Source organism: Allobosea sp. 2KB_26 (genome assembly GCF_052115715.1).
Classification (GTDB): Bacteria; Pseudomonadota; Alphaproteobacteria; order Rhizobiales; family Beijerinckiaceae; genus Allobosea.
This window is the reverse complement of record NZ_JBFRHE010000002.1, coordinates 519,576-538,954: the sequence shown is the minus strand read 5'-3', so window position 1 is coordinate 538,954 and position 19,379 is coordinate 519,576. Positions and strand designations below refer to the sequence as shown.

The following is a 19,379-nucleotide window of genomic DNA, read 5'->3' as shown; positions in this document are numbered from 1 at the left end:
GTCAGGCCGCAGCCGCGACGGCGACCGGATCGCCGGACAGGCCGTAGCGGGTGAAGTGTCGGTTGAGCGCGGGCAGCGGCGCCACCTCCATGATGCCGAGCCCGGGCTCCATCACGATCATCGCGACGCTCGCCGTCAAATCGCCTGTCGCTCCGGCTCGTGGCGGGCGACAGACGGCATAGGGCGACAGGAAATCGTCGAAGAGCGCGGCCTTCAGATCCTCCCGCGTCAGGAAACGCTGCGGCTCGGTCAGCAATCGCCTGACACGCCAGTCGCGGTAGTGACTGTCGGGTGAGCCGAAGCCGGTATCGCGTAGCTTGGCAAGCGCGACCGGACTGATCCAGTGGTTCGCGTGCACGATGAGCCCATTTTCCGGGTAGACCGGAAAGGCCTCGTCCGGGGCGCATTCGAGGTCGATGGCAAAGCCCCGGTCCTGGCTCAGCATCATATTGGTCGAACAGGCCTTCGGTGTGGTCGCCACGACCTTCATCGCCAGTGCCAGGTGCTCCTGCTCCAGTGCCTTGCGGCGCACCAAGGCGAGCGGAACGCCTTCCTGGCGGTAGTCGCGATCACTGCGCAGATAATTGCCGGTCACGCAGATGCCGGCTTCGTTCATGCCGTGACGACCGAGGCCGCCCGCCTCGACGAAAGTGAGCAGATCGGGCCCATCCTGCCTGTGCACGCGCAACACGATCGCGGTTTCCGCGCATTCCGGCTGCCAATCCCAGTTCTGGCCCTGGATGATGCCCCCGCTCCAGCTTCGCTCCGGCAGGATGATGGCGCCGGTGCAGCCATCGGCCATCTTCTCCTCCTCATCATCGTCCTCATCGATGGGGCGGGAGGCAAGGAGGCGCGCCTTGGCGACGATCTCCGTCCGTGCATTGATCATGATGATCGCGGAGAGGTCGAGCCCGGCCCCGTCGGCGATGCCGCGCATTTCCTCGAGATAGGCCTCGTCGAAGGCAGCAATTCCCCGGCTGAACTCGGCGATCAACGCTTCACGTTCACCTGGCTTCGATCCGAGCCTGTCGAGCTGGCCTGCGTAGAACCGTGCGCTGCGATGCACGCGATCTGTCACCGCCGCACCGTGTTGCCGTCCTCGCTCGTAAGGCGACCCAGATACCGAGACGAAGGGAAATGGTGCAATCATCCACAGGCTCTGTGTTTTTTATTGCAGTTATATACACTGGACCATCGCCAAACCTTATTGTCAATGGCAAGAAAGGGAAGCTTCGGAGACGCCCACGTGTCGAGCGGACTGCATCGCGAAATCATTGGTGACATCCTGCGACTCGGTCGGGACGAAGGATGGGCGGTCGATGCCCCGGTCGGGGAAAAGCCACTGGCCGCCCGCCTCGGTGTTTCGCGAACGCCTGTGCGCCGCGCCCTGATCGATCTCAGCGAACGCGGCATTCTGCGGCGGGAACTCGGCTCAGGCTTCAAGCTCAACCGCCCGATCGATGCCGCGGTCATCGCGGAATGCAGCAATGACGCTGCCGGCGGCGCAGAGCTCTACCGGAAGATCCTGAACGACCGCGCCTCGGGCCTGATCCCGCTATCGGTGACGGAGAACGCGTTGCTTGTGCATTTCGGCGCGTCGCGCGGCGATCTGCGGCGCGCCTTGTTGCGCCTCTCCGCGGAAGGAATCGTCCAGCGCCAGCGCGGCCATGGCTGGCAGTTCTCGGAAAGCCTCGATAACCCGCAGGCCATCCTCGAGAGCTATGCCTTCCGCGAGGCGGTCGAGACCGCGGCGCTCAGCCAACCCGACTACCGCATCGATGGCGCCGCGCTCGAACGGATGCGCAATGCGCATGAGGCGCTGATGCGCAAGCCCGCCTCCGAAATCGCGCCGGACATGTGGTTCCAGGTGAATGCGGAATTCCATGAGACGCTCGCCTCATGGTCACGCAACCGCTTCTTCCTGCAGGCGGTCAAGCGCCAGAATGCCCTGCGGCGCATGCATCAGTTCGTCGACTTCCCGCAATTGACGCCTGACCAGATCAAACAGTCCTGCGAGGATCATCTCGCCATCCTCGACGCTCTGGCGGCGGGGGATCGCCCGCGTGCCGTCGCCCTGCTCTCGGCCCATCTGAGCCAGGCAGCACAGGACTGGCACAATCAGAACTAAAGACGCATGCGCGCCCTTGCCCCGGGGCTTGGCTTTTCCTTCGGTCTTCCCGATGGTTCGGGCGCCGCTCCCGAAAGGTGGCAAAGCCCACGCCTCTCCTTTGCCAGCAGGATGCCATGTCTGATCGCAGGAATATCGGCACCTTCGACTATGTCGTGATCGGTGCGGGGTCGGCGGGCTGCCTGCTCGCGAACCGGCTCTCGGCCGATCCATCCAAGCGCGTGCTCGTGCTGGAAGCCGGCGGCATGGACGACTGGATCTGGTTCCACGTCCCGGTCGGCTATCTCTACGCGATCGGCAATCCGCGTGCCGACTGGCTGTTCCAGACCGAGCCGCAGGCGGGGCTGGGCGGCCGGGCGCTCGCCTATCCGCGCGGCAAGGTCGTCGGCGGCTGTTCGGCGATCAACGCGATGATCTACATGCGCGGCCAGGCGGCCGATTATGACGGCTGGCGGCAACTCGGCCTGCAGGGCTGGAGTTGGGACGAGGTACTGCCCTATTTCCTGAAGCACGAAGACCATATCGCGCCGCCACCCGGTGGATTGCATCGCTCCGGCGGCGAATGGCGCGTCGAGAACCCGCGCGTGCGCTGGGCCATTCTCGATGCCGTCCGCGATGCGGCGCAAGCCGCGGGCATCCCCAAGATCGAGGACTTCAACACCGGCGATAATGAAGGGTCGGCCTATTTCCAGGTCAACCAGAAGCGCGGCCGGAGGGTGAGTTCCTATCGCGCCTTCCTGGTTCCGGCGCTGGGGCGCGAGAATATCCGGCTGGAAACCCATGTTCTGGTCGAGCGCATCATCATCGAGGAGGGCCGCGCCCGCGCGGTCGAATTCATCCATCAGGGCGAGAAGCTGCGAGTGGACGCGAGCGGCGAGGTCGTGCTGAGCGCCGGAGCGGTCGGCTCGCCCGCCATTCTCGAGCGATCAGGCATCGGCGACGGCGAGCGGCTCCAGGCTCTGGGCATCGAGACGCAGCGTCATCTGCCGGGCGTCGGCGAGAATCTTCAGGACCATCTGCAGATCAGGCCCGTCTACAAGGTGGAGGGCGTGCGCACGCTCAACAGCGACTATGCCAAACTCTGGCGCAGGCCGTTGATGGCGCTGGAATATGCGGCGCTGCGCACCGGGCCGCTGACCATGGCGCCGTCGCAGGTCGGCGCCTTCGCCAAGTCCTCGCCGGACTACGCCACGGCCAATCTCGAATTCCATTTCCAGCCGCTCTCGCTCGACAAATGGGGTGATGGGCTGCACCCGTTCGGCGCCTTCACCGCCAGTGTCTGCAACCTGAGACCCTCGAGCCGTGGCAGCGTGCATCTGAAGAGCGCCGACGCGAGCGAGGCTCCAGCGATTTCGCCGAACTATCTCGCTACGGATGAGGACAAGCAGGTCGCGGTCGATGCGCTGAAGCTCGCGCGCCGCATCGTTGCGCAGCAACCGCTTGCACGTTTCAAGCCCCAGGAACATGTGCCTGGTCCCTCGGTGACCTCGGATGCAGAGCTTCTGGAGGCGGCGGGTCGGCTGGGCACCACGATTTTCCACCCGGCGGGAACGGCCAGAATGGGACGCGACGACGATGCCGGTGCCGTGCTCGACGAACGCTTGCGCCTGCGCGGCATCGACGGCCTGCGCGTCATCGACGCTTCCGCGATGCCGCGCATCACCTCAGGCAATACGGCCGCGCCAACGATGATGATCGCGGAAAAGGGGGCCCAGATGATCCGGGACGATGCGCGAGGGCGTTGACGCTCTCGCCGAGCCGGAGCCAGCCGCCAGGCCGCCCGCGTTCTATTCGGGGGCCGTGTCGGAGCCACGCGCCGGCAGGTTCATTCCGACGTGATCGAAGGCCGGCTCGCTCCCTCGCCCGCCACAAGGGCAAGCTCGCTCTCGTCCTTGAGTTCGACACCCGTCAGCGAGCGCCTGAGCGCTTCCCGCGCGAGCCAGGCCAGTTTGAACGCGGCGTGTTCGAAGGAGAGCCCGCCCGGGCGGATATTCGAGACGCAGTTGCGCGTCGCGTCGCTCAGGCCGCGCCGTGGCGCGAAGGTGAGATAGGCGCCAAGCGAATCCGGCGAGGACAGGCCGGGCCGCTCGCCGATCAGCACCGCGACGAGCCGCGCCCCCAGCGCCTCTGCCGCCTCGTCGCCGAGCGCCACACGCGCCTGGCTCGCGATCACGACTGGCGCGAGCTTCAGACCCTGTTGGATCACGAAGGGCAGCATGGCGGCGATGAGCGGCACCGCATTCTGCTGGACAGCGGTCGAGGACAGCCCATCGGCGACGACGAAGGCGAGATCGAATGCATCCCGTCGGGTCGCCAGCGCAGCCTGTGCCTCGGGAGAAAGACGCCGCCCGAGATCGGGCCGGCGCAGATAGAGATCGCGCGACGGCGCAGCGCTCTCAACTTGAATCGACACCAGCGAGAGCGCTGCGAGCCCGGCCGCAACCTCATCGGGGCGAAACGGGATATGAACCGCGTCGCGCGCCTGCGCATGGGCGAGGCCGAAGCGCAGGACCTCGCGCGTCGGCAAGGACGCACCCGCGCGGCCGAGCGCGATGCGGGCCGGCGTCAGCCGCGTCAGCGCGGCCCAGCGCTCGTCGGCCGGGAGCGTGTCGTCGCCGCTCACGCCGCCTGCCCCTGCATCGCGGCCAGCAAGGCCTGCCCGCCCCGCCCGCTGCTCAACCGCCCTGCCTCGTCGGTGATGTCCATGCGCCGCAGCCAGGCTTCGAATTCGGGTGCTCGCCGAAGCCCGAGCACCTCGCGGACATAGAGCTGGTCGTGGAAGGAGGTGGACTGGTAGTTCAGCATGACGTCGTCGGCGCCGGGCACACCCATGACGAAATTGACTCCGGCCGTGCCGAGCAGGGTCAAGAGCGTGTCCATGTCGTCCTGATCGGCCTCGGCATGGTTGGTGTAGCAGACGTCGCACCCCAGCGGCACGCCCATCAACTTGCCGCAGAAATGATCCTCAAGCCCGGCGCGGATGATCTGCTTGCCGTCATAGAGATATTCCGGGCCGATGAAGCCGACGACGGTGTTCACCAACAGCGGCTCGAAGGGACGGCAGACGGCGTAGGCGCGTGCTTCCAGCGTCTGCTGGTCGACGCCGTGATGCGCGTCGGCCGAGAGCGCGGAGCCCTGTCCGGTCTCGAAATACATCACGTTGTCGCCGACAGTGCCGCGCTTCAGCGAGCGTCCGGCGTCCAGGCCTTCCTGGAGCACAGACAGCGAAATGCCAAAGGACTCGTTGGCCTTCTGCGTGCCGGCGACGGATTGGAAGACGAGATCGACCGGCGCGCCCTGCCCGATCAGCGCGATCGCACTGGTGACATGGGTCAGCACGCAGCTCTGCGTGGGGATGTCGAAGCGATGGATCAACTCGTCGAGCAGGCGGACGAGATCACCGAGCACCGGCAGGGAATCGGATGCCGGGTTGATGCCGATCACGGCATCGCCGCAGCCATAGAGCAGCCCGTCAATCGTCGAGGCGAGGATGCCGGCGGCATCGTCGGTTGGGTGGTTCGGCTGCAGGCGTACCGCCATCGTGCCGGGCAGGCCGATCGTGTCGCGAAAGCGCGTGACGACCCGGCATTTGCGGGCAACCAGGATCAGATCCTGGTTGCGCATCAGCTTGGAGACGGCGGCCGCCATTTCCGGCGTCACGCCCGGCGCGACGGCGGCCAGAACCTCGGGCGTCGCCTTCTCCGAACAGAGCCAGTCGCGGAACTCGCCAACCGTCAGGGAGGCGATCGGCAGGAAGGCTGCCGTATCATGGGTATCGATGATCAGCCGGGTGACCTCGTCCTCCTCGTAAGGCACGAGCGCTTCATTGAGGAAGATGCGCAGGGGCAGGTCGGCGAGCGCGATCTTCGCCGCCATGTTCTCTTCCATGCTGGCGGCGGCGATGCCGGCCAGCATGTCGCCGGAACGCAGTGGCGTCGCCTTCGCCATCAATTGCTTCAGATCGGCAAAGACATGAACATGCCCTCCGACCGTGACGCGGTATGTCATCAACCTGTCCCCCCGGATCATGCCCGTACGAGTGTGGGAGCGGCCGCTCCGGAGCGCAAGCCGCGCCGCGCCCATGCAGGGTCTATGCCGGTCTTGCGTAGGCCTCGATCGTGTCGAAGAGCTTGCGCGGAATGGTGATGCCACCGGTCGCCGTGCGGGCGCGGGCTGCGGCGCGCCGCTCGCCCGGCAGGCGGGCCCCGGGCTGACCGGCTACCGCATCGAACAAGCGCTCAAGGCGGGACGAGGCGCCCTCGCCCGCCAGTTCGCCGGGATCGATCGCGATGAAGAACTGGCCGGTGCGTGGGGAGCCGCCGAGATTATCGGCGAAGGAGGATGCATCGATCGAGAGACTGGCACCGGTCAGCCAGGCTGCGAAGACCTCGACGATCAAGGCGAGGCCCGCGCCCTTGTAGCCGCCGGACGGGACCATCGAACCGCCGGCAAGCGCCGCCTTGGGATCGGTCGTCGGATCGCCATCCCTGTCCAGCGCCCAGCCGAGCGGGATCGCCTCGCCGCGCTGCTGGTGGACGACGATCTCGCTCTTGGCGACGACGCTGGAGGACTGGTCGAGCACCAGCGGCTCGCGTCCTACACGCGGCACCGCGAAGGCGACCGGATTGGTGCCGAACACCGGTTTCGCACCGCCCGCCGGCGCGATCGAAGCCGGCGCATTGACGAAGGCCAGCGCCAGCAGCCCGTTCTGGGCGATGCGCTCGACATGATAGCCGACCACGCCGCAATTATAGGAGTTGGTGACGGCGAGCGCGGCGATGCCCTGCGCCTTTGCCGCCTCGCACAAGGCGGGCAGGCCAAAATCGATCGCCGGATGGGCAAAGCCCGCCTTGGCATCGACGCGGACCAGGCCCGGCTTCGGGCTATCGAGCACCGGGCGCGCCTTGCCGTCGATCTTGCCGATGCGGGCGTGCTCGCAATAGGTCGGCAGACGCGCGAGTCCGTGGCTGTGCACGCCCTCGGCCTCCGCCGCGACGACGGAAGCCGTGATCGGCGCTTCGTTGCGCGGATCGACCCCGCAGGCGAGCAGCACGCGCCGCGTTAGCGCCTCGACCTGAGCAAGCGTCAGGTGAACGCCGTCGGTGGAACTCTGCGTGTTCATGCCGCCTCCTCCTTGTCCTGCTCGGCGCCGTAGAACCGGGACGCGGCCTGCGGCGTCACCAGCCCGTCTGCGATGTCCTTGGCGAGGCGCTTGGGATCGCGCTGCGCCGGATCGCCGAAGCCACCGCCGCCGGAGGTCTCGATGGTGACGGTGTCGCCGGCCTTCAGCGGGATGCCCGAGACCTTGGATTGGAGCGAAAGCTTCGAGCCGTCCGCGCGCGTCACGGTGGTGCGGCTGAGCGAACCGGGCTCGCCGCCGCCGATGCCATAGGGCGCATGCCGGAAGCGCTCGAAATTGGTCGAGAGCGAGCCCTCGGCTGCATCCAGCCGCCATTCGCGCACGAGGCCCAGGCCACCGCGGAACTCACCGGCGCCACCGGAATCCGGGACCAGCCCGTATCGCGTGAAGGTCACCGGGTACTTGGCCTCGACCATCTCGATCGGGGCATTGGTATTGTTGTGCAGGCCGCAGGAGAGCGCGCTCGCGCCGTCGCCGCTGGCATGTCCGCCCCAGCCGCCAACCTCGATGTCGAAATAGACCTGGCGCTTGCCCTTCGGGTTCGTCGTCTGCAGGGCGTAGACGTAGGAGATCGCGTAATAGGCGGCAGGGATTCGCTCCGGCATGATCTGCGCCAGCGCCCCGAAGACGGCAGTCGCGATGCGATGGTTGACGACCATGCGGCCGGCAACCGGCGCCGGGAAAACCGCATTGACCACGCTGCCTTCCGGCAGCTTGACGGTGACGGCGCGATAGCAGCCGGAATTGGCCGGGATCTCGCCGCCGAGTGCCGCCAGCAGCGCGTAGTAGACGGCCGAGCAGGTCATGGCGGGGGTGTTGTTGACCGGCCCCTTCACCTGCGGGCTCGAGCCCTCGAAATCGAGCGTAATGGTCTCGCCGCGCTTGATGATCTTCACCGCAAGCCGGATCGGCTCTTCCGACTGGCCATCATCATCGACCAGTTCGACGAAGGAGGATTCGCTGTCGGGAAGCGCCCTCAGCGCGGCGCGCACCATGCGCTCGGAGCCGTCGAGGATGGCCGACATCGCGGCCGCGAGCGGGGCGGAGCCGTATTTGCGCGCCATGCGTGCCACGGCCCGCTCGCCGATGCCGAGTGCTGCGATCTGCGCATTGAGGTCGCCGCGCGTCTCGTCGGGCTGGCGTACATTGTGCAGCAGCATCTCGAAGACGCCGGTGTTGAGCACGCCCCTGTCGACGAGGCGCAGCGGCGGGATGCGGATGCCTTCCTGGAAGACCTCCGTCGCATTGGCATAGTAGCTGCCAGCCGCGCCGCCGCCGACATCGACATGGTGGCAGAGCGTGCCGACGATGCCGACCCGTTCGCCATCGACGAAGACCGGCCGGAAGGTCTGGATATCAGGCAGATGCTGGCCGCCGGAATAGGGATCATTGGTGACGATGACATCGCCGTCGTTCCACTGGTCGAGCGGAATGAAGCGGTCGAGGATGGTTCGCAGGCAGTCCGACATCGAGTTCAGGTGCACCGGGATACGCGCAGACTGGGCGATGTTGCGGCCTTGCGCATCGAAGACGGCGGTCGAGAAATCGAGGATCTCGCGGACCACGGTCGAGCGGCTGGTGCGCCAGATCGTGATGCTCATTTCCTCGGCCGCCGCGACCAACGCATTGCGGATGACTTCGAGGCGGACGGGGTCGATGCCCTTCAAAATGTCGCTCATGGTGTCGGGCCTCACTGCGCGGTGATGCGGTCGGCGATCAGGGCGCCGGCGGAATGGGTGACGATGTTCCAGCCGGCCGGCAGGTAGATCGAGGTGTAGGGCTCTTCGACGACGGCCGGACCGCTGACGGGATCGGTGGTCCCGATTGCATCGCGCTCCCAGACCGGGGTGTCGACGGCCGCTCCCCGGCCATGGACCGGGCGCGCATGTGCTGCCGGTTTCGCGGAACCGGCGGCCCGGCGCGCGGGGACCGGCTTGGCCAGTGCGCCAACGGCTTTCAGCCGCAGGGCGACGATCTCGACCGGCACTTCCGGCTCGTCATAGGAGAAGCGCTGCTTGTGCAGGGCGTGGAAGGCAGCGCTCGCCCTGGCGACGCCCGCGGCCGAGAAATCAGCCTCTTCCAGCGGCACGCGCAGGTCGAAGGCCTGCCCGGCATAACGAAGGTCGACGGCCCACTCGAAGCGACGCGCCTCGGGCGCGACGCCGTCCTCGGCGAGCAGGGTTTCCGCCTCCGCGACCAGACGGGACGCGGTCGCGCCCAAACCAGCCGCGAGATCCTCGAACAGGCCGATCTGAGTGGCACTCAGGTCATGGGCGATATCGGACCAGAGGATGCCCCAGGCCGAGAGCGTCGAGGCATGGGCGGGGAAGATGACACGGCGGATGCCGAGTTCCTCCGCCACTTCGCAGGCATGGACGCCGCCGGCACCGCCGAAGGACAGCATGGCGAAATCCTCGGGATCGAGCCCTTTCTCGAAGAGCGAGAGCCGGATCGCCATGGCCAGCGCGGAATTCGCGACGTCGATGACGCCGGCCGCGGTCCTGTCGACGGAGAGCCCGAGCGGCGCTGCGACGATCTCGGCAGCGCGACGCGCAGCTTCGCGGTCGAGCGGCATCGCCCCGCCCATGAAGCTCTTCCCGTCGAGACGGCCGAGCAGGAGATTCGCGTCGGTCACGGTGAGCGCTGTGCCGCCCTTGCCGTAGCAGGCGGGTCCGGGATCGGCTCCGGCGCTGTGCGGTCCGATGCGCAGGCGATTGCCGTCGTCGACCCAGGCGATCGAGCCGCCGCCGGCGCCGATGGTGCGCATCTCGATCATCGGCAGCCGCACGGGCAGGCCGTCGACCTCGCCCTCATTGACCATTGAGACCACGCCGTCATGGACCACGGAGACGTCGAAGGAGGTGCCGCCCATGTCGACCGCGACGAGATTGGGCTCGCCGAGTTCTACCGACAGGCGCCTGGCCGCCGCGGCTCCGCCGCTGGGGCCGGAGAGCAGCAGGCGGGCGGGCTCACGCCCGGCCTTGGCGAGGCCGGACACGCCACCATTGGACTGGACGAGATAGACCTGGGTCTGGGGCACCTCCTCCGCCAGGCGCCCGGCGAGACGGTCGGTATAGCTCTGGACGATGGGTACCAGCAGCGCGTTCAGCGCCGTCGTGGACATGCGCTCATATTCACGGATCTCGGGCGAGATGTCGCTGGCGAGCGAGATCGCGACACCCGGCAGCATCTCGCTCAGGATCTCGCCGACGCGTCGCTCATTGGTCGGGTTGGCATAGGCGTGCAGCAGGCAGACCGCGACCGACCTGACGCCGGTCTCGGCGAGTTCGGACGCGATCCGGCGAACCCCCTCCTCCTGGAGCGGCGCGATGATCCGCCCGTCCGCACCGACGCGCTCCTCGACACCGAAACAGAAGCGGCGGGCAACCAGCGGCTCCGGCTGCTCCAGGGTGATCGCGTAGACGTCCTTGCGGCCGTGCCGGCCGATCTGCATCACGTCTTCGAAGCCGGCCGTGGTAACCACTGCCCCGCGCGGCAGCTTACGTTCCAGCACCGCGTTGGTCGCGATCGTGGTTCCGTGCAGCAGGTACTGCACTGCCTCCAGCGGGAAGCCGAAGCGCTCCGACGCTTGGCGGATGCCGGTGAGGAGGCCGACGGACGGATCCTTCGGCGTGCTCGGCGTCTTGATCTGGTGGATCGCGCCGGTACCGGCATCGAGGATCTCGATATCGGTGAAGGTTCCGCCGATGTCGACGGCGATGCGGATATCCTGTTCCATCAGGCAAAGCTCCAGGGTTCCCGCTCGCGCCGCGAGCAGGCCAGGGTCGAAGAGTGGGCGTTTCGGCGCGGCGGCGGGCCCTGCCCGACCGCCTTCAGTGTTCGGCCGGGCTAGCGGCCTGCTTCACGACGGCGTGAGACCATGCGGCCTCCTTTGTCCGGCGGTGGTCATTTGACGAAGGTCTTGGCGAGGCCGGAGGTCCGGTCCACGACGAGGACGACGACGAGCGTGAGCACGACGAGCAGCACGGACAAGGCGGCGACCAGCGGATCGGCCTGCTGTTCGACGCGGTGGTACATCGCAACCGGCAGCGTCGAGATGCGGGGGCCGGTCATGAAGAGTGAGAGCACGACCTCGTCGAAGGAGACGAGGAAGCAGAGCGCCGTGGTGCCGACAATACCGGAGCGCATCATCGGCAGAGTGACGCGGCGAAACACCGTCAGCGGTGAGGCGCCGAGCGTGGCGGCCGCTTCCTCAACGGGGATCGGCAGGGTGGCAAGAGCGGTCGAGAGCACCCGGATGGCGTAGGGCAAGGTCACGACCAGATGTGCTGCAACCAGGCCCTGGAATGTTGCGAGCAGGCCGTATCCGGAAAACACGATCAAGATCGCAAGGCCGAGCACGATCGTCGGCAGCAGCAGCGGCGCCGTGAACAAGCTCGACAGGAACTCCGCCCCGCGCGGCTTCAGCCTGACGAGCGCATAGGCCGCCGGCAGGCCGATCAGCAGGCTGAGCACGGTCACCACAAAGGCGAGCAGCAGGCTCGTCCAGAAAGCGGAGACCATCTTCCCGTCCGCGAAGATCGCCGGGTACCATTTGGTGCTCCAGCTCGATGGCGGGAACATCATGTAGCTGTCGCCGGAAAACGAGATCGGCACGACGACGATCAGCGGCGCCAGCAGAAAGATGAACATCGCGCAGGCGAGGATCTTCAGGGCGGGAGAAATCGGGCGTTCGTCCATGATGTCCTCCCCCTCACATGATGGCGCGCAGGGCGCGGGTGTAGAGCACGAGCGCACCGCCGAAGATGACGAGCACCAGGATCGAAAGCGTCGCGGCGAGCGGCCAGTTCAGCGTCACGATGGCCTGGTCGTAGATCTCTGTCGCGAGCAGGAAGACGCGACCGCCACCGAGCAGCTTCGGCGTGATGAAGGACGAGACGGCCAGCACGAAGCAGAGAAGCGAGCCAAGCGCGATGCCCGGCATGGTCAGCGGCACAACGATATGGCGAAACACCTTCCAGGGCGGTGCGCCGAGCGTTGACGCAGCCTCCTCGACCCGTGGATCGAGCCGGCCGAATCCGGCCAGCAGCGCGAGGATCATGTAGGGCATCAGGATCTCGGTCAGCCCGATCACCACGCCGGTCTTGTTGAACATCAGCTTGAGCGGCGCGATGCCGATGGCACCGAGCGCATTGTTGACGAGCCCGTTCTCCGACAGGATCGCGACCCAGCCATAAGTCCGCACCACCGCCGAGGTCAGCAGCGGCGAGATCACCAGCACCAGCAGGATCGTGCGCCATGTCCCGCTGGAGCGATGAAGATAAAGCGCGATCGGATAGGAACAGACCAGAGTCATCAGGGTGATGCCGAGGCTGACCAGGATGCTGTTGAGAATGAGCTCGGCGTAGAAGCTGTCGCGCAGCACCGAAGCCCAGGTTGCGAACGTATAGACCTCGACCATCGCACCCGTCGCCTGCGACTCGTAGAACGACATGCGCAGGAGGTTGAAGACGGGCGCAAGAAAGCCGAAGGCGTTCACGAGCACGATCGGCAGGAGCAGCAAGACGACCAGCGGCAGGCCGCTGCTCCGCTCGGCAGCGGGCAGCGGGGCTGGCATCGCTGCGGCTGGCGCGACGGCGCTCATGCTGCCGCTCCGTAGACGAAGATGTCCTGCGGCCGCCAGGACAGGGTCACCGGGCGGCCCGGCTCAATCACGCTCTCGCCGCCGCGGGTCGCGAGCTCGACCGAGACGATCTGGCCGCCGACATCGACGTCATATTGCAGGATGTCGCCCGCGAAGATCGCGCGGGCGACGGTGCCCGTAACCTGCTGACGGGCGGGGTCCGCTGCTGCTGGAGAGGCCGGCGAGAGGCCGAGACGGTGCGGCCGGATCATCACCTGCACCGGCCCCTCGAGGCCAGCGGGAGCGGCTATGCGCTGGCCCGCGAATTCGGCCGCGCCATTGCGGGCGACCGCCGTCAGGCGATTGCTGCGGCCGACGAAGCTCGCGACGAAGGCCGTCTTCGGCGTCTCATAGAGTTCGACCGGGGTTCCGAGTTGTTCCAGCCGGCCCTGGTTCATCACCACGACCTTGTCGCACATGGTCAGCGCCTCGACCTGATCATGCGTCACGAAGATCGCGGTGATGCCGAGGCGCTTCTGGATGTCACGGATCTCGTTGCGCATCTCGTCGCGCAGCTTGGCATCGAGATTGGAGAGCGGCTCGTCGAGGAGCAGAATCGAGGGGCGGATGACCAGAGCACGCGCCAGCGCCACGCGCTGCTGCTGGCCGCCGGAGAGCTGGGCCGGCCGGTGCTCCTCCTTGCCGGTGAGATGGACGAGTGCGATCGCCTCCTTCACCCGCTTGGCGATCTCGCCCTTGTCGACCTTGCGCATCTCGAGGCCGAAGGCGACGTTGCGCGCCACGCTCATATGGGGGAACAGCGCGTAGCTCTGGAAGACCAGCCCCATGTCGCGGCGATGCGTCGCGACCTCGGTCAGGTCGCTGCCGCCAACGACGATCCGCCCGGAGGTCGCGGGCACGAGGCCCGCGATCATTCTCAGCGAAGTCGTCTTGCCGCAGCCCGAGGGGCCGAGGAAGGCGACGAGCTCGCCCTTCGGCACCTCGAGATCGAGATTGTCGACCGCGACGAAGTCGCCATAGCGCTTGGTCAGGCTTCGGATCGAAAGGAAGCCCTCTGGTGCATCGGTTCGGCTGGTCATGGTCGACATCCTCCTTTGGCTCAGCGGCTCAGCGGGATCACCTTGCGGCGCCACTGGTCCATGATCGGCTCACGGACCTTGGCGAGTGCGATCCAGTCCACCGGGATGACCTTGTCCATCGACTTCACCGCCGTGCGCGCGATCGCGGCGTCCGAGATCTGCGCCTTGGCATTGGTCGGTGCGTAGAACATCGCTTCCGTGAAAGCCTTCTGCGCCTCGGGGCTGAGCGCGTAGTTGATGAACTTCGCGCCGGCATCCTTGCCGGGGCCACCGGCGACCTGGTTGATGGTGTTGATCTGGAAGACGCTGCCTTCCTTCGGCAGGGTCGCACCGAGCTTGCCGTTCGAGGTATCGATATTCACCTGCGCACGGGCGTTCCAACCGGCGCCGACCGTCGCCTGGCCGGAGATGATCGTGACATAGACCTCGGGCTTGGGCTCCCAGGTCTGCACGTTGGGCGCGATCTCGCCGAGCGCGGCAATGCCCTTGTCGACATTCTTGAGATAGTCGGTGCCGCCGCGCGCCTTGTCGGTGATCAGCACGAGCGAGAGGCCCTGGATGTCAGGCATGCCGGGGATCGCGACCTTGCCGGTGAACTTCTTGTCGGCGAGATCCATCCAGGATTTCGGCGTCTCCTTCACCGTATCGGTGTTGTAGAGCAGCACGAGGTTGTCGAAGGTCACGGCGACGCCGTCGACATCGGCAATGCGCGCGCTGGGGTAGAGATCGGCGACGTTCGGGGTGTTCTTCTCGTCGATCTTGGTGAGCAGCTTCTCGTCGGTCGCGGCCTTCGAGACCGAGACGTCCATGATGACGACATCGGCCTGCGGCGCGGTCTTCTGGGCGCGCAGGTTGCCCAGCATCTGGGCCGAGTTCGGCATCGGGAAATATTCGACCTTGATGCCGGGATTGGCCTTCATGAAGGGCTCGACCACCGCCTTGGTGTAGCGCTCCTGGAAGAGACCGGAATAGGCCATCACTGTCACGGTCTGCTGGGCCATGGCGGTGCTTGACAGGAGTGCGGTTGCGAGCCCGGCTCCGATCGCGATCTTGGCATATGTCTTCATGCGACTTCCCCTCTGTTTATGGTTGTGCGAGCGGCTTTCTGCCGCCCGCTTCGACACGTCAGACATTCAGGTCCTGGGACATTCAGACCTTGGCGAGCTTGCCCTCGACCATGGCGGTGGCGCCGGAGATATCGGGCAGCTTCTCGCCTTTGCGCAGGCGTTCGAGCAGGACGAGTTCCTGCTCCTGCATTTCGATGGCGCGACGGGCATAGGCTTCGGCCGTCGCGGCCTTGAGGACGACAATGCCGCTCTCGTCGCAGAGCACGGCATCGCCCGGCTCGATCGTCTGGCCGCCGACGCTGACCGGAACGTTGATCGCGCCCTCGGTGCCGAGGATCTTGGTCGTGATCGGCGATGGGCCGCGGCACCACATCGGCATGTCGGTCTTGACGATCTCGGAGAAATCGGTCGCCGGCCCGTCGATGACGCCGGCTGCCACTCCGGCATTCTTCATGGCGTGGGTGACGACGCCGCCCCAGCAGGCATGCTTGGTGTCGCCGCAGCGGTCGATCACGACCACGTCACCCGGACGGACGAGCTTGGTCAGGTAGTGCAAGGCGGTCGAATCCGCGTGCGGGATGCGAATGGTGACCGCCGTTCCGGCGATGCGCTTGGTCGGCAGCACAGCGCGGATCTCGCGGTCGACGAAGCCTGAATGCAGGACATGGCCGATGGTCGCGACTTCGCATTTCTCAAGCAAGGCAACGAGGCTGGCCGGAATCTGCGCCGGCATGGGATTGACGATGAACATGCTGCGCTCCGGTCAGCCGATGACGTGATGATTGGCGACCGGGACCGCGGCGCGAACCTTGGCGGTGTAGTCGAAATCGAGCCTGGCGCTCGTGGTGCCGACACCATCCGAAGCCTGGGCGGCGATATGCCCCCAGGGATTGATCACCATCGAATGCCCGTAGCAGGCGTTCTTGCCCTGCGCGTGGGTGCCGGTCTGTCCGGTCGCCAGGAACCAGGTCTGCGTCTCGGCCGCACGGGCGCGGGCCAGCAGTTCCCAATGGTCCTTGCCGGTCATCAAGGTGAAGGCGGCGGGCAGCACGATCAGATCGGCACCGGCGTCGCGCAGCTTGCGGAAAAGCTCCGGGAACCGGATGTCGTAGCAGATGGCGCAGCCGACCGTGGCGTCCCCGACCTTGTAGGTCACCACCTCCTTGCCACGCGAGACCATGTTGGACTCGCGGTAGCTCGAGCCGCCGGGAGCATCGACATCGAACAAGTGGATCTTGCGGTAATGCGCGATCTGCTTGCCATCGGGACCGAAGACGAGGGTCGCATTGAAATAGTCGTCGCCGTCGCGCTCGCAGACGCTGCCGGCATGGATGGTGACGCCGTGCTTCTCGGCAAGGCCCGACATCAGGCGATAGCTCTCGCCGTTCGGAAAGGTCTCGGCGCTCTCGCGCATCGCCGCCGGACTGCCGTCCAGGAAGGCGTAGTATTCAGGCAGCACGATGAGATCGGGATTGTCCTCGGCGACGACCTTCTCGATCATGGCCCGGGCGGTCTTGAGGTTCGCGGACTTGTCGTCCTGCGAGTTCATCTGGATGAGCGAGACTTTCAACGGCGTTCTCCCTGCAGGCGTTGCCGCAGCAGAACAAACGCGAGCCGGCCCGGCAAACGCGAAATTCTTGTTCGCCTCGACAAGAATTGCTTATGAGAGCGTCGGCGCCATGCCCTGCCGCTTCCTTGGGCAGGGACTGGGGCGGGCACTGAGAGGTCAGTTGGAGGCCGCAATCTCCACGGCCATGTCCGCGATCAGCGCTGGCAGCGTATTGCCCGGATCATCGGCGAAAACCGCGTGAAAATTCAGCGGTGGCAAGCGCGCATCGACATCGAGAACACGCAGATCGCCCGTCTCGAGGAACTCCTGCACGACGACGCGCGGCAGCACGGCGATGCCGACGCCGTCGCGGATCAGACGCGTGATGGTGGCGAGCGAGTTGGAGTTGAAGATGCGGATCGCGCTGGGATCGACCCCCGCCGTTTCGATCACTCGCAGCACGGCCTGATGCGGCTGGGAGCCCTTTGAATAGGCAAAGATCGGATAGTCGACGAGATCGGCGATCGCGAGCCTGCCAGGCTTGAGGGGCAGCTTCGGCGAGGCGATCCAGAGGCATTCGAAGGTGCAGAGCTCGATATTGCGGATATGCGGAGCGACGACCGGCCCCATGACCAGGCCGAGATCGATCTGACCGTCCTGGATCTGGCGCGCCAGGTTCAGGCTGGTGTCGACGTTGAGGTCGATCGTGACGTTCGGATAGGCTTCCTTCACGCGCTCGATCAGCCGCGGCAGCCAGGCATAGACGACGGAATCGATCGCGCCGATCAGCACCGTCCCGCGCTCATTGCTGGCGTCGCCGATCGTGCGCTGGAAGTCATTGACCATGCGCACGATCGCTTCCGCCTGCGCCAGGGCGCGCTGGCCGTGCGGTGTCAGGCTGACATTGCGCAGGTCGCGCTCGAACAGGCGGACGCCGAGATCGCGCTCCAGGGTCGCGATGCGATTGGAGACCGACGCCTGCGTGGTGCAGAGCTTGTCCGCAGCGACGGAAAAGCTGCGCAACCTTGCGACCCAGACGAAGGTTTCCAGGAATTTCAGATTCACGTTGGGCCAGCCCTCATCCGCCTTGGTCACCCATCGACCATGCGAGCGCAACCGGCAAGCAACCGATGCGCGTGACATGAAGACCGATACAGCCGGACCATAGCGACCCGGTAGCGAGATGGCACGCAGGGATGCGGCTGGCGGGGCGCCAGCTGGCCCCGGAGTTGCGTGTCGCAGCTCCGGGGGACAGTGAGGCGCCGCGCCCTTATCTCAAGTCAGCCGGCGAGCTGCATGTCGCGGTCGAGCGGGAAGATCGGCCGGCGGACATGCTTGTAGGGCAGCTTGGTCAGGTCGGGCGTGCAGAGTGCGCCGCTGTCGCAGACCACGACCTTGCCCGCGATCGGCTCGAAGGCGGCACGGAAATGCTGCATGGATTTCAGCCCGACCACCCGTTTCGCAACCGGGTCGATGCCGAAGGCGCGGAACTGCTGCAGGTCGAGCATCTGGGCCGGGAAGGTGGCGACGAGGATGTCGATGCCGCCCACACGCAGCACGGCAGTCGTGCCCCAGCTTCCCTTCAGCCCGCCGAGCATCGGCCCATCACCGACGTAGTCGCCATTGCTCAACAGGAGAAGCGTGCCTTCGAGTGCTAGCGGTGCGCCCCCGACGCGCGGATCGGTCTTGCCGCCGAGCCGGATCGAGACGCGGTCACCGACCGTGTGGCGATGCAGCTCCTCGGCGGCTTCCGGATCGATGATCGGGCCGAAGCAGACATCCTGGACGTCGGCTGCAATCATGGCGCGTAGCAATTCGGTCGAGTCGCCATAGCCGCCGCCGCCCGGATTATCCGCGTAATCGGCAATGACCAGCGGGCCGTCCTTGGCGTCGAAGGCATTGGCCTGCCGGGCCGCCTCCTCAACCGTGAGATAGGTGTTCACGCTCTCGAAGCGCCGCGTCCACATGTCATGGACAAGCTCCTCGGCGAAGGCGCGGTGGGCGGACAGATCGCCCTGCCCCGTCACCAGGACGGTCGGGCCAACCTCCTCGATATCGGCATTGCCGAAGGCGCCGTTGACGCTGACGGCGAAGACATCGGGCTTCTGCTCATAGGCACGTGCCCGCGCGATACGCTCGACCATCGGCCCGATATCGGTGCGCCCGCCATTGATCTCTTCGAGCATCGGGCGATGGGCGCGAATGGTGACCGGCCTGATTTCGCCGGTCATGGCGCGCTGCAGAATGCCGGCGGCCTGCCTGGCGCAGTCGCGGACATCGACATGCGGATAGGTCTTGTAGGCGACGATGATGTTGGCGAGCGCGGCCATCTTGGGGGTGACATTCGCATGCGGATCGAGCGTGATGCCGATCGGCAGGTCCGGCCCGACCACGGCGCGCAGACGCTCCAGCAGTTCGCCCTCTCCATCCTGGTTGAACTCGGTGACCATGGCGCCGTGCAGGCCGAGCAGGATGCCGTCCAGCCGGTCCTTGTTTTGCTTTGCGGCTTCGATGATGACGCTGGCTATCCGCTCATAGGCATCGCGCGTTACCGGCCCGCAGGGCTGCGCCGAGGCGCTGATCGTGTGGATCACCGTCCAGCCATTGGGGCGACCGATATCGAGGAAGCCGGCGATCGGCGTGTTCGCCTCGCTGCGGGCCGCGACGGCCTCGTCGCCAAGCTGGATATTGCGGGACGCAAAGGCGGCATAATCGGCCGGCTTGCGGCTGAACGTATTGCTCTCATGCGAGAATTCGGCGGTCAGGACAGTGAAGGACATGGCGCTTCCTCATGCGTTTCTTCTGGCGGAT

16 protein-coding genes are annotated in these 19,379 nt (G+C 66.2%); 2 read left to right on the top strand and 14 right to left on the bottom strand.

Translation table 11 applies throughout. The features are described from left to right. Position 1 precedes the first annotated feature (1 nt). On the bottom strand, positions 2–1,078 hold the full coding sequence (locus tag AB4099_RS10645) for a C45 family autoproteolytic acyltransferase/hydolase (protein ID WP_441478030.1): 1,077 nt from the start codon (positions 1,076–1,078) through the stop codon (positions 2–4). Here AB4099_RS10645 and AB4099_RS10640 point away from each other — a divergent pair. Next, complete coding sequence (locus AB4099_RS10640; RefSeq protein ID WP_441478029.1) at positions 1,061–2,128, top strand: GntR family transcriptional regulator; 1,068 nt, start codon at positions 1,061–1,063, stop codon at positions 2,126–2,128. The genes AB4099_RS10645 and AB4099_RS10640 overlap by 18 nt on opposite strands. A 116-nt stretch (positions 2,129–2,244) precedes the next feature. Next, positions 2,245–3,873: a GMC family oxidoreductase gene (locus tag AB4099_RS10635; protein WP_441478028.1), complete on the top strand. Its 1,629-nt coding sequence runs from the start codon at positions 2,245–2,247 to the stop codon at positions 3,871–3,873. Positions 3,874–3,953: 80 nt separating this feature from the next. On the opposite strand, the gene eutC is transcribed toward AB4099_RS10635, so the two are convergent. The 13 genes from eutC to AB4099_RS10570 all read right to left on the bottom strand — a co-directional run bounded on the left by eutC (position 3,954) and on the right by AB4099_RS10570 (position 19,348). Further along, positions 3,954–4,751, bottom strand: coding sequence for an ethanolamine ammonia-lyase subunit EutC (gene eutC / locus AB4099_RS10630; protein ID WP_113519020.1), 798 nt, complete (start codon positions 4,749–4,751; stop codon positions 3,954–3,956). After that, a complete protein-coding gene (locus AB4099_RS10625) occupies positions 4,748–6,136 on the bottom strand; it encodes an ethanolamine ammonia-lyase subunit EutB (protein WP_441478027.1) in 1,389 nt (462 codons plus the stop codon). The genes eutC and AB4099_RS10625 overlap by 4 nt, the downstream gene beginning before the upstream one ends. A gap of 82 nt (positions 6,137–6,218) precedes the next feature. After that, positions 6,219–7,250, bottom strand: coding sequence for an Ldh family oxidoreductase (locus AB4099_RS10620; protein ID WP_441478026.1), 1,032 nt, complete (start codon positions 7,248–7,250; stop codon positions 6,219–6,221). After that, positions 7,247–8,947 carry a hydantoinase B/oxoprolinase family protein gene (locus AB4099_RS10615; protein WP_441478025.1) on the bottom strand — a complete coding sequence of 567 codons (1,701 nt, stop codon included), beginning with the start codon at positions 8,945–8,947 and terminating at the stop codon, positions 7,247–7,249. The genes AB4099_RS10620 and AB4099_RS10615 overlap by 4 nt, the downstream gene beginning before the upstream one ends. An 11-nt stretch (positions 8,948–8,958) precedes the next feature. Then, complete coding sequence (locus tag AB4099_RS10610) at positions 8,959–11,007, bottom strand: hydantoinase/oxoprolinase family protein (protein WP_441478024.1); 2,049 nt, start codon at positions 11,005–11,007, stop codon at positions 8,959–8,961. 167 nt (positions 11,008–11,174) lie between these two features. Next, positions 11,175–11,969, bottom strand: a complete 795-nt coding sequence (locus AB4099_RS10605) for an ABC transporter permease (RefSeq protein WP_113519025.1) — start codon at positions 11,967–11,969, stop codon at positions 11,175–11,177. Between the two features lie 13 nt (positions 11,970–11,982). Beyond that, positions 11,983–12,873, bottom strand: coding sequence for an ABC transporter permease (locus AB4099_RS10600; RefSeq protein WP_441478023.1), 891 nt, complete (start codon positions 12,871–12,873; stop codon positions 11,983–11,985). Next, the gene (locus AB4099_RS10595; RefSeq protein WP_441478022.1) at positions 12,870–13,952 is read right to left on the bottom strand and encodes an ABC transporter ATP-binding protein; all 1,083 of its coding nucleotides are present in this window, start codon (positions 13,950–13,952) and stop codon (positions 12,870–12,872) included. Before AB4099_RS10595 ends, AB4099_RS10600 begins: the two co-directional genes overlap by 4 nt. 20 nt (positions 13,953–13,972) lie before the next feature. Then, complete coding sequence (locus tag AB4099_RS10590) at positions 13,973–14,953, bottom strand: ABC transporter substrate-binding protein (protein WP_441478065.1); 981 nt, start codon at positions 14,951–14,953, stop codon at positions 13,973–13,975. 148 nt (positions 14,954–15,101) lie between these two features. After that, positions 15,102–15,770: an RraA family protein gene (locus tag AB4099_RS10585; protein ID WP_441478021.1), complete on the bottom strand. Its 669-nt coding sequence runs from the start codon at positions 15,768–15,770 to the stop codon at positions 15,102–15,104. A gap of 12 nt (positions 15,771–15,782) precedes the next feature. After that, positions 15,783–16,589, bottom strand: coding sequence for a carbon-nitrogen hydrolase family protein (locus AB4099_RS10580; protein WP_441478020.1), 807 nt, complete (start codon positions 16,587–16,589; stop codon positions 15,783–15,785). A gap of 156 nt (positions 16,590–16,745) precedes the next feature. Further along, positions 16,746–17,663 carry a LysR family transcriptional regulator gene (locus AB4099_RS10575; RefSeq protein ID WP_441478019.1) on the bottom strand — a complete coding sequence of 306 codons (918 nt, stop codon included), beginning with the start codon at positions 17,661–17,663 and terminating at the stop codon, positions 16,746–16,748. Positions 17,664–17,848: 185 nt separating this feature from the next. Then, entirely contained in the window at positions 17,849–19,348 is a 1,500-nt protein-coding gene (locus AB4099_RS10570) for a M81 family metallopeptidase (RefSeq protein ID WP_441478018.1), read from the bottom strand. Between the last annotated feature and the right edge of the window lie 31 nt (positions 19,349–19,379).